This is a genomic window from Nocardiopsis mangrovi (genome assembly GCF_042653925.1).
Taxonomy (GTDB): Bacteria; Actinomycetota; Actinomycetes; order Streptosporangiales; family Streptosporangiaceae; genus Nocardiopsis_B; species Nocardiopsis_B mangrovi.
In genome coordinates this window covers 151,789-161,632 of record NZ_JBHSFQ010000013.1, presented here as the reverse complement: position 1 = coordinate 161,632, position 9,844 = coordinate 151,789, and the positions used below count along the sequence as shown (strand labels likewise).

Genomic DNA, 9,844 nt, shown 5'->3' with positions numbered 1-9,844 from the left:
GAGGGAACCCCGGTGGCCGAGGGCACCACCCGCTACCGGCCCCCGCCCCGGCTGCGGTCCCACATCGACTCCCGCGACCGCACCTGCCGCTTCCCCCACTGCAACCGCCCGGCGGTGGAGTGCGACGCCGACCACACCGTCCCCCACCACCTCGGAGGCCCGACCAGTGCCGCCAACCTGGCCGCGCTGTGCCGACGCCACCACCGCCTCAAGCAACACCCCGGCTGGAAGCTGTCCCAGCCCTCTCCCGGCACCCTGGTATGGCGGACCCCGCACCACCGCACCCACACCACCGTCCCCGACCCCTACCCCGGCCCATGAACCCGCGGCAGGAGCCCGGGGGACCCGGGCCGGGACCACACCGGCCACCGAGACGGACAACCGAGACGGACACCGGCCACGGACAGGGGCACCGAACGCGCCCAGGCGGGGTGGCCCCACGTGTGGGAGGGGGTCGCCCCGCCCCCGTCCACCCCGCAGCACACGGCGACCGGCGACCGGCGACGGCATCCACCCGGCGGCGCCCCAGGTACCAGAAGGACCCCGGTAGCCGGGACCGCCACCACACACCACCCGGCACCCGCCCACGCCCCCCAGTCCCCAGCGCACCGCCGAACTCTGGCCCACGCCCCGCGACCACCTGAGGATCCCCCCGGCCCACCCCTCACCGCCGTCGCCGCCTGTCTGAACCAGGCCCCGCGACCGCCCGGGGACGCCTGTCCGGCCCCACCCCTCGCCGCCGTCGCCGCCCGCTTGAACCCCACCCTGTGGCGGCCCGAGGGATTGCGCTCGGCCCGGCCCCTCGCCGCCGTCGCCGCCTGCTTGAACCCGAACCCGACTCCGCCCGGATCCGACACGGCCTCACCACCCGCCCTCGCTGCCCGCTTGGACCTCGGCGCGGCGCCTCCCGCACTGGCCGCGGGACCTGTCCCCACCGCCGGCCGTCGCTGCCCGTTGGAACCCCACGCTGTGACAGCCTGAGGGATCGTGCCCGGCCCCTCACTGCCGTTGCCGCCCGCTTGAAGCGCAGCCATCATGGCGCAGCCGTCCGAGCTGCCTTCTGCGCTACGGGCCCTAGTTGCTCGGTCGAACCCACCCCGCGCCGAACCGTGGATTCCCACCCAGCTCCGCCGACGACGCCCGCCGGAATTCCAACCGAGCACCGCCCGCATCGGCGTTCACGGCCTCATCACCGGCCCTCAATGCTTGGCTGAACCCCGGTCTCTCGGTCACCGAGGAGCCGCGCACGGGCCCACCCTCCACCCCCTCATCGGTGTCGGTGTCCGCCTGAAGCGTTACGAGGTTCCCTGCACCCCTCCCCTCGGCCTGCTCCACTACCGGCGGTCGCTGCCCGTCTGGACACCGGCTCCGCGACCGCCGGAGGCTTCCCGCTCGACCTGCCCTTCGCTTGCGTCGCTGCCCGTTTGAGCCCTGGCTCAACGACGAAACGATCACTTGAGGATGTGCGTACGGCCGCCCTACCCCTCCCACCGCCGGTGCCGGCGGCCCGGGTCGGCTGCGCGCGGCCAAGGGGTATGCCTGTCTTAGACCCGACCCACCACCGTCCGTGCCGGGTGCGGTCGCTGCATCGGTCCCTGCATCGGTTCCTGCGGGCAGGCGCCGGGGCCCCTGCCCGGAGAGGGGTCAAGGGGCGAGGGTGACGGGGGTGTCCGGGGTGTCGAGCCAGGGGGTTTGGCCCTCCGGGGTGACGGTGAGGCCGAAGCGGTCGCGGGTGGGGCGGTTGTTGTGGGTCCACCAGTGGTAGGCCCTCTCCACCTCGGTCCATAGGGAACGGGGGCCGTGCTGGGAGACGCGGGCGGACGGGGCGCCCGGGGTGTGGTCGGCGGCGGCCCAGGAGCCGCGGGCGTCGAACAGCCAGAGCGTGTACTCACCCGATCCGTCGTCGGCGTGCCGTTCCACCTGGTACAGGTCGGGGACCAGGACGCCGATCGCGTAGCGGGCCGGGCCGTCGAGGCCGACCAGGTCCCCCAGATCCACCGTGGTGGTCGACTCCGCGGTGGTGGCGGGTGTACCGGTGTTCACGTGGCGGCGCCAGCCGCCCAGCGGTGCGCGCTGGCCGCGCAGGAGCATGAACCCGGCGCGGCCCGACACCCGCCCCTCGGCGGTGCCGTCGTCGCGCACGGCCAGCCGCAGCAGGCCCGCGCTCGAGTACGGGGTGCCCCACGGCGCCACCACCAACCCGCCCGGAACGGTCTGCTCCACCCAGGCGTAGGGGATGGTGTTCGCGGCGACCGTCGCGAGGACCCGGTCGAATGGGGCGTCCTCCGGGACGCCGCGGGTGCCGTCGCCCGTCACCACGCGGGGGAACCTCCCGGCGGCGAGCAGGCGCACGCGGGCGTGCCAGGCCACGTGCGGATCGATTTCGATGGAGGTGACGTTCCGCGAGCCGAGCCGCGCCGCCAGCAGCGCCGCGTTGTACCCCGACCCCGTCCCGATCTCCAGCACCCGGGCCCCGTCGGCGAGGTCGGCGGCGTCGAGCATCGTCAGAACCAGCGACGGCTGGCTCACCGAGCTGGTCACCGTGCGCCCGCGCCCGTGCCGGCCCGAGGGGCGGCCGTCGTCCACCTGGGTGGCCACGGCGACGTCGTCGTACGCGTTGTCGAGCCAGTACGGGTCGTCCCGGCCGACCGGGACCATCCGGCCCGGAGCGCCCGCCTCAGGGGCCCAGATCTCATCGGGGAGGAAGGCGTGGCGGGGCACCTTGGCGAACGCCTGCTCCCAGGCGTCGGTGAGGATGCCCCGCTCGCGCAGCCGCCGTGCGAGCGCGGCCGAGCGTTCTTCAGGTGAGGTCACTTGCCGTCGTCCCTGCCGACCTTCTCACCGCCGCCCCCGTGGTCGGCGCCGGACTGGCCGTCCCATTCCGCCGGCGTTCCGGCACCCTGGTCTTCGCCCTTGTCCTGGTCGCCGTGTCGCCCCACGTCGCTGACCCCCTTCGAAGCGGAAATGCCGTCGTGATCACGGTCATTCCCTCGTCACGATCCGCAACCGCCCTTGGCCCGAATCGGTCAGCCGCGCATACCCGCGGCTCGACCGGCTCGGGGGCCGGTCCCGCCGAGTCGGACGCGGCCCTGACCGGCCCTGACCGGCTCGGACGCGGGCCCATCAGCTGCGGGAGCGGGTCCACCACGCGGTCGCCGCCGCGGTGGCGGTGGCGAGGACGACGGCGGCGGCGAGGGCGATGAGCAGCGCGGTGCTCGCCTCGGGGCTCGGCGCTCCGGCGACGCCGGTCACGGCCGCCTGCGCGGGGGAGCCGGAGGCGACCAGCGCGAGCACGGCGACGATCCCGGTCGCGGGGATCGCCACGCCCGGGCGGCCCTCCAGCGGCGTGGTGCAGGCGGCGCCGATGGCGACCCCGACCAGGACGCACACCAGGCCGGTCACCGCGCCGGCCGCCAGGAGGGCGGCCCACTCGGTGGCCGAGGCCAGCGACGGGTCGGCGAAGCCGATGGTGGCCGCTGCCGCGCCGATCCCCAGGAGGGCGAGCGCGGCTCCGACGACCACGGCCGCCGCCAGTGCCCCCAGGTGGACCCGGACCGGTCCGCGCGCGGCGACCGCGATCGCGCGCGCGGCATCGGGCTCGGCGAGTAGGAGGACGCGGGCGATCCAGGCGCAGGCGGGTACCAGCGCCATGCAGTTGTAGGCGATCGTCTGGGCGAAGGGCTGGCCGGGGGCGCTGCCCATGCCCAGGACGACCACCCACAGCAGGAACGGCGGCAGCCAGCGGGCCGAGCGGAACAGCAGCCCCAGGCGGTAGGCCACGAGCGCGGTCATGCGGGGTCTCCTTCGCCGCCGGTCCCCTGTGCGGGGACCGGTTCGGACAACGAGTGGATGTGCACCGGGGGGCGCAGGTCGAGCAGGTGACGCAGCAGCGCGTCGGAGTGCCGTGCGGCGACGGTGAGGCGGGCGCGGCCCGGGGCCGTGGTCGCGACCGAGGGCGTCCCGGGCAGGCCGGACGGCAGGGGCGTGTCGGGCACCGTGTCGACTTCGATGTGCACGTGTGGTCCGGTGTTCCCCGCCGCCCGCACGACATCCCCGGCTCGCGCGGTCGCGGGTATCCCAGGGCGGCCGGACGGCGGGTGCGTTCCGTTCGCCGGGTCGGCTTCGATGCGGCCGTGCGGTCCGGTGTTCCCGGCGTCCGGCGCCGTGCCTTCTGCCGGAATCAGGCGTTCGTCGGTTAGCCGGTGGGCCGCTGTGGCGCGGTCGGCCTCTGTGTCTTCTGCTGGGATCGGGTGTTCGTCGGTCAGCTGGTGGGCCGCTGTGGCGCGGTCGGCCTCTGTGTCTTCTGCTGGGATCGGGTGTTCGTCGGTCAGCTGGTGGGCCGCTGTGGCGCGGTCGGCCATCGTGTCCTCTGCCGGCATCAGGTGTCCGTCGGTCAGCCGGTGGACCGCCGTCACCCGGCCGGCCATCCTCGTGGGGTCGTGGTCGACGAAGACCACCCGGCCGCCGTCGCGGGCCAGGTCCAGGACCGCGTCGTCCAGCCGCGACCGGGTGTCGGCGTCGAGGCCGGTCCACGCCTCGTCCAGGACCAGCAGCCCGGGCCGGGCCATGAGCGCCTGGGCCACCGCGACCTTCTGTGACGTGCCCTTGGAGAGCCGCTTCAGCGGGACGCGCGCATGCCCGGACAGACCGAGGCGGTCGATCCACAGCGCGGCGCGGCGGGCGGACTCGGCGCGCGTCAGCCCGTGGATCCGGCCGACGTGGCGCAGGTAGCCGGCCGCGTGGAACGGCAGGTCGGGCGGGAAGCGCTCGGGTACGTACGCGGTGGGCGGGCGGCCGGTGACCCTTCCCGCGGTGGGGCGGCTGATCCCGGCGAGGACCCTGAGCAGGGTCGACTTGCCCCGCCCGTTGGCGCCCTCGATCCGGATCACCGCCGACTCCGGGACCGCCAAGTGCACGTCGCGGATGATCCAGGGGCCGTGGCGGTCGTAGCGCTTGCCGACGCTCTCCAGAAGCATGGGGCCGATTCTGGCCCAAAGGCGTTCCGCTGTCTTGTCTCCCGAAGCAAACCGAATATGGTTCGGTTCACAAGGTTCGTTCGTTTTCCCGGCCCCTCCAGGAGGACACCGTGGCTGAGGCATTCATCGTCGGGGCTGTTCGCACCCCGGTCGGAACCAGAAAGGGCGCGCTGGCCGCCGTGCATCCGGCGGACCTGGGGGCGCACGTGCTCAAGGAGGTCGTCGAGCGGACGGGGGTGGACCCCGCCGCCGTCGAGGACGTCATCATGGGCTGTGTGAGCCAGGCCGGCCCGCAGGCGCTCGACCTCGCGCGCACCGCCTGGCTGTCCGCGGGGCTGCCCGAGACCACGCCCGGGGTCACCATCGACCGGCAGTGCGGCTCCTCCCAGCAGGCCGTGCACTTCGCGGCGCAGGGCGTGCTGTCCGGCACCCAGGACCTCGTCATGGCCTCCGGGGTGGAGAACATGGGGATGGTCCCGATGGGGGCCAACGTCCAGTTCGCCATCGACAACGGGCTCTCGCTGTTCGGCGACGGCTGGGTGGAGCGGTACGGGACCCAGGAGATCTCCCAGTTCCGCGGCGCCCAGCTCATGGCCGAGAAATGGGGCTACAGCCGCGAGGACCTGGAGCGCTACGCGCTCCAGAGCCACCAGCGGGCCGCCGCCGCACGCGACGCCGGGTACTTCGACAAGGAGATCGCCCCCATCGCGGGCGTGTCCCGGGACGAGGGCGTGCGCGCCGACACCACGCTGGAGAAGATGGCCGGGCTGGCGCCCCTGCGGGAGGGCTGGGCCCTCACCGCGGCCGTGGCGAGCCAGATCTCGATCGGCGCCGGCGCGGTCCTCATCGCCTCCGAGCGCGCGGTCCGGGACCACGGGCTGACCCCGTTGGCCCGCATCGTCCAGCTGTCCCTTGTCGGCGACGACCCCGTCTACATGCTCACCGCGCCCATCCCGGCGACCCGCAGGGCGCTGGAAAAGGCCGGCCTGGGCATCGGCGACATCGACGTCACCGAGATCAACGAGGCGTTCGCGCCCGTGCCGCTCGCCTGGATCGAGGAGCTGGGCGCCGACCCCGCCACGACCAACCCCAACGGCGGCGCGATCGCGCTCGGGCACCCCCTGGGGGCCACCGGCGCCATCCTGATGACCAAGCTCGTCCACGAACTGCACCGGTCGGGCGGCCGCTACGGCCTGCAGACGATGTGCGAGGGCGGCGGCCAGGCCAACGTCACCGTCATCGAGCGCGTCTGAGGACGGTCCGACGGGAACGGGGCAAGGGGAAGGGCGTTCCGGCACCCCCCACGGTGCCGGAACGCCCCCATCCAGTTCCGGGTGACCATCACCCGCCGGCCGCACCGTCGGCGGGTCCGTCCGGACGGCCACCCGGGGGCCGCTCCGGAACGAATACGCGGGGGACGTGGCCGGTGGCCCGGCGTCGCCGGGCCGGCTCAGTGGGTCGCGGCGCCCTCGGTGGCGCCGCTCCCGCGCCGGCCGAGGACCCCGCTGGACCGCGCACCGGACTCCCCGCGTCCGGTTCCGGTGTGCACCGGGTCTGCGCTGGTCCTGCGCTGGTTCCGGGGAAGAAGGTACTTCGGTCCCGTCAACCCTGGCAACGACTTTCGGCTGTGGCCGAAAAACGCCGGACAGGCGGCGTTCAGAGCAGCACGCCGCTCCCGTGCAGCAGGTGCCGGCCGAGCTGGGTCGCCGTGTGGTGGACCGTGTTGCGCGTCCGGTTGCTGTAGGTGAGGCCCGCGCTGCGCAGGACCGACGCGTGCTCGCTGGCCGAGGCGTTGGAGATCCCCAGGCGCTCGGACAGCTCGCTGGTGGTGCAGCCCCCGGCGATGACCTCCAGCGCGGCGGCGCGCGTGCTGCCGAGGAGCTTGGCCAGGGCCTTGCGCGACCCGGGTTCGCGCTCCTTCACGCCCGGGGGCGTCTGCGGCGGGGTGACGGGGTACACGACGATCGGCGGGAGCCGTGGGTCTCGCAGGGCGATGGGGTGCCTCCTGCAGAAGTACGAGGGGATCAGCCGCAGTTCGCGGCCTGCGAGGCGGATCTCGCGGTCGTAGGGGTAGGCGATCTCCAGGACCGAGCCGCGCCAGCGCGCCAGATGGTGCAGCCCCGCGGGCAGGCGGGGGTGTCGCCCCGGCATGCCGGGCGCGGGGTCGGACAGCACCAGGCCGGACTCGACGGCGGCGGCGACGTTGTCCCACTCGGGGCGCAGCGCGAGCTCGGCGTACTCGCGCACGGCCTCGGTCAGCGGGACCAGCCCGTCCTTGCCGCCCGCGGCGAGGTCGCGGATCGCGGGGGAGACCGCCTGCTGCCGCTGGACGATCGCCAGCTCGCCGCGCATGCGCGCCGGCGGGGTCGACAGCACCGCGTCGAGGCCCTCGTCGAGGGAACCGGGGCCGGCCAGCGGCGTGAGGAAGTCGGGGGAGTACCCCCAGGGCGGGGCGACCTCGGCCAGCAGGCGCATCCGCGGCGTCAGGAGGTCGCCGACGCGCCGCCGCCAGCCGTCGAGCGGGTCGGGGTTGGGGTCCTGGAGGAGGTGCAGGCTCAGCAGGGTCTCCCACATCGCATCGGGTTCGCGGGCGATGTGGAGCCTTTCGGGGGTCTGCCGAGTGAAGTGGATTCTCAGCACGCTGATTCCCGTCGGTGACGGCGATGGGTCACATGCATCGCGGAGTCGACAGCGGAAGGATGGGGGAGCGACGCTGCCTGGTGACTGGGGGCGTGATCAAGCCTACTGGCGGACTGCTTACAATCCGCTTCCACGCGGGCCCCGGTTCGCTTCATGCGGTGGGCGCCGACGGCGATCACCGCACATTCGCGCCGGACCGCGTCCGCGACCGCGTTCTTTCGGCCCGCTGCTACGGGCGCGGGGTGTGGACGCCGGCCGGCAGCCCGAGCCACGCCGCCATGGCCCGCAGCTCCTCGCCGAGGGCGTCGAGGGTGTCGGCGGGCGCGGTGTCCTCCAGGGTGGTCCGCTGGACGAGCAGCCGCCCGGTGGCGCGGTCGGACTTGAGGTCCACCCGGGCCACGAGGCGGTCGCCGTGCAGGAACGGCAGCACGTAGTACCCGTGGACGCGTTTGGGGGCCGGGACGTAGATCTCCAGCCGGTAGCGGAACCCGAACAGCGCCTCGGTGCGGTCGCGTTCCCAGATGAGGGAGTCGAACGGGCTCAGCAGGGCGCGCGCCGCCACGCGCCGCGGGACGCGCGCGTCGCGGTGCAGGTAGGCGGGGCGGTCCCAGCCCTCGACGGTCACGGGCACCAGTTCGCCGCTGTCGACGAGTTCGCCGAGGGCCTGCCGGGCGGGGGCGGGACCGAGCCGGAAGTAGTCGCGCAGGCACTGCTCGGTGCCGACGCCGTGCGCTTGGGCGGCGATCGCCATGAGTTCGCGGTGGGCGTCGTCGGGGCGGGGATCGGGGGCGCCGTGCACCTGCGGGGGCAGGACGCGCTCCGTGAGGTCGTAGCGGCGCTCGAACTGCCGGTTGCGGCCGTCGGTCGTGATGTCGCCGGCCCAGAACAGGAACTCCAGGGCCTGCTTGACCAGCGACCAGTTCCACCCCCAGTGCTCCTTGGTGCGGGGGGCGTCGTGTTCGAGGGCGACCTCGATCTCGCGCGCGGTGGCCGGACCGCTCCGCCCGACCTCGGCGAACACGGCCGCGACGAGGTCGGGGCGCTCCACGGCGATCCGCCGCCGCTGCCCGCCGGACTCGTCGCGGGCGCGCGCCATGCGCCAGCGCAGCAGCCGGTGGGTGGCGGGCGGGATCAGGCTGGCCTCGTGCGCCCAGTACTCCACCAGCCGCCCGCCGCGCCGCGTGGCCGCGCGGTCCAGCAGCGCGGTGTCGTAGGCGCCGAGGCGGGCGAAGACCGGCAGGTACTGGCTGCGGGAGAGGACGTTCACGCTGTCGATCTGGATGATGCCGACGCGGTCGACGACGCGTTGCAGGTGGCGGGCTGTGACCGGCCCCGAAGGGGCGCGGTCGGCGAACCCCTGCGCCGCCAGCGCGATCCGGCGCGCCTGCGCCGAGGAGAGCGTGGAGTCGCGCCGGGGGTGGGGAGGTGGCGGCGCTGATTCGTACATGAGTTTGAATCTATCCGCGGTGGAGCGCGTGCGCCAATCCGGGTCAGCCGCCCGGGGGCGGCTGGTTCTGGTTCTGCCGCAGCCATTCCTCCCACGCCTCGCGGATCTGCTCCTCGGTGATCTCCTCGGCGGGGTCCCCGGACTCGGGGGCGGTCTCCTCGGGGGCCTCCGGCTCGGGCGCGGGCGGCTCCGGGGGCGGGGAGGCGGTCGGCGGCGCGATGGTGTCGGGCGGCAGCTCCGCGGCCGGCGGCGGCGCGGGCGGCTGCTCGGGCTCGGGCTCCGGCTTCTCGGGCCGGCCGGGCTCCTCGGCCGTGGGCGAGGGGTCGGTGACAACGGACGACTGGAGATCCTCGGCGCCGGATTCGGTCTCGGCGGCGGGCGCGCCGCCACCGGTGGCCGCGATCACCCCCCAGCCCACGGCGCCGACGAGGGCGGCGCCCGCGACGGCCAGCAGCGCGCGGCGTCGTCCGGGCCGGGGCTCCGGGCCGGGCCCGGGGACGATCTCGGCGCCGCGCGGGATGGTGAAGTCGGTGAGCGGGGCGGAGGGGGCGGGCTCGGGGCTCGAAGGGGCGGGCGCGACCGGTTCAGTGCCCTCACGACCGTTGCCGGCCGAGGTGTGGGGATGCACGAGGGGGTCTCCTCGGAAGGGAGGGATCGGCCGCGGTCCGCGCGATGCGCGCAAATGGCGCACGCGGGGGCGAAAGAACATGACGCGGCGTGATTCCAGGCATACTAGTGGTGCCCTGTGGCGGGTAACAACCCTTTCATCCTTCCCGATGCG

The 9,844-nt window shown here is 74.4% G+C and carries 9 protein-coding genes; 2 read left to right on the top strand and 7 right to left on the bottom strand.

What is annotated here, in order from left to right; translation table 11 throughout:
- The coding region (locus ACFO4E_RS15255; protein ID WP_378575131.1) for an HNH endonuclease signature motif containing protein at positions 1-321 on the top strand (321 nt) is incomplete at its 5' end.
- Positions 322-1,644: 1,323 nt separating this feature from the next.
- Here ACFO4E_RS15255 and ACFO4E_RS15250 read toward each other — a convergent pair.
- The 4 genes from ACFO4E_RS15250 to ACFO4E_RS15235 form a co-directional block, all read right to left on the bottom strand.
- Positions 1,645-2,814, bottom strand: a complete 1,170-nt coding sequence (locus tag ACFO4E_RS15250; RefSeq protein WP_378575128.1) for a methyltransferase domain-containing protein — start codon at positions 2,812-2,814, stop codon at positions 1,645-1,647.
- On the bottom strand, positions 2,811-2,939 hold the full coding sequence (locus tag ACFO4E_RS15245; RefSeq protein ID WP_378575126.1) for a hypothetical protein: 129 nt from the start codon (positions 2,937-2,939) through the stop codon (positions 2,811-2,813). Before ACFO4E_RS15245 ends, ACFO4E_RS15250 begins: the two co-directional genes overlap by 4 nt.
- Positions 2,940-3,123: 184 nt before the next feature.
- Positions 3,124-3,792 carry a hypothetical protein gene (locus tag ACFO4E_RS15240; RefSeq protein WP_378575123.1) on the bottom strand — a complete coding sequence of 223 codons (669 nt, stop codon included), beginning with the start codon at positions 3,790-3,792 and terminating at the stop codon, positions 3,124-3,126.
- Positions 3,789-4,976 carry an ATP-binding cassette domain-containing protein gene (locus tag ACFO4E_RS15235; protein ID WP_378575120.1) on the bottom strand — a complete coding sequence of 396 codons (1,188 nt, stop codon included), beginning with the start codon at positions 4,974-4,976 and terminating at the stop codon, positions 3,789-3,791. The genes ACFO4E_RS15240 and ACFO4E_RS15235 overlap by 4 nt, the downstream gene beginning before the upstream one ends.
- 110 nt (positions 4,977-5,086) lie before the next feature.
- Between ACFO4E_RS15235 and ACFO4E_RS15230 the strand changes: the two genes are divergently transcribed.
- Entirely contained in the window at positions 5,087-6,229 is a 1,143-nt protein-coding gene (locus tag ACFO4E_RS15230; protein WP_378575118.1) for an acetyl-CoA C-acetyltransferase, read from the top strand.
- 403 nt (positions 6,230-6,632) lie between these two features.
- On the opposite strand, the gene ACFO4E_RS15225 is transcribed toward ACFO4E_RS15230, so the two are convergent.
- The 3 genes from ACFO4E_RS15225 to ACFO4E_RS15215 all read right to left on the bottom strand — a co-directional run bounded on the left by ACFO4E_RS15225 (position 6,633) and on the right by ACFO4E_RS15215 (position 9,691).
- Entirely contained in the window at positions 6,633-7,616 is a 984-nt protein-coding gene (locus tag ACFO4E_RS15225; protein ID WP_378575116.1) for an ArsR/SmtB family transcription factor, read from the bottom strand.
- 229 nt (positions 7,617-7,845) lie between these two features.
- A complete protein-coding gene (locus ACFO4E_RS15220; protein WP_378575113.1) occupies positions 7,846-9,063 on the bottom strand; it encodes a winged helix-turn-helix domain-containing protein in 1,218 nt (405 codons plus the stop codon).
- 43 nt (positions 9,064-9,106) lie between these two features.
- Positions 9,107-9,691, bottom strand: coding sequence for a hypothetical protein (locus tag ACFO4E_RS15215; protein WP_378575110.1), 585 nt, complete (start codon positions 9,689-9,691; stop codon positions 9,107-9,109).
- Positions 9,692-9,844: the final 153 nt, after the last annotated feature.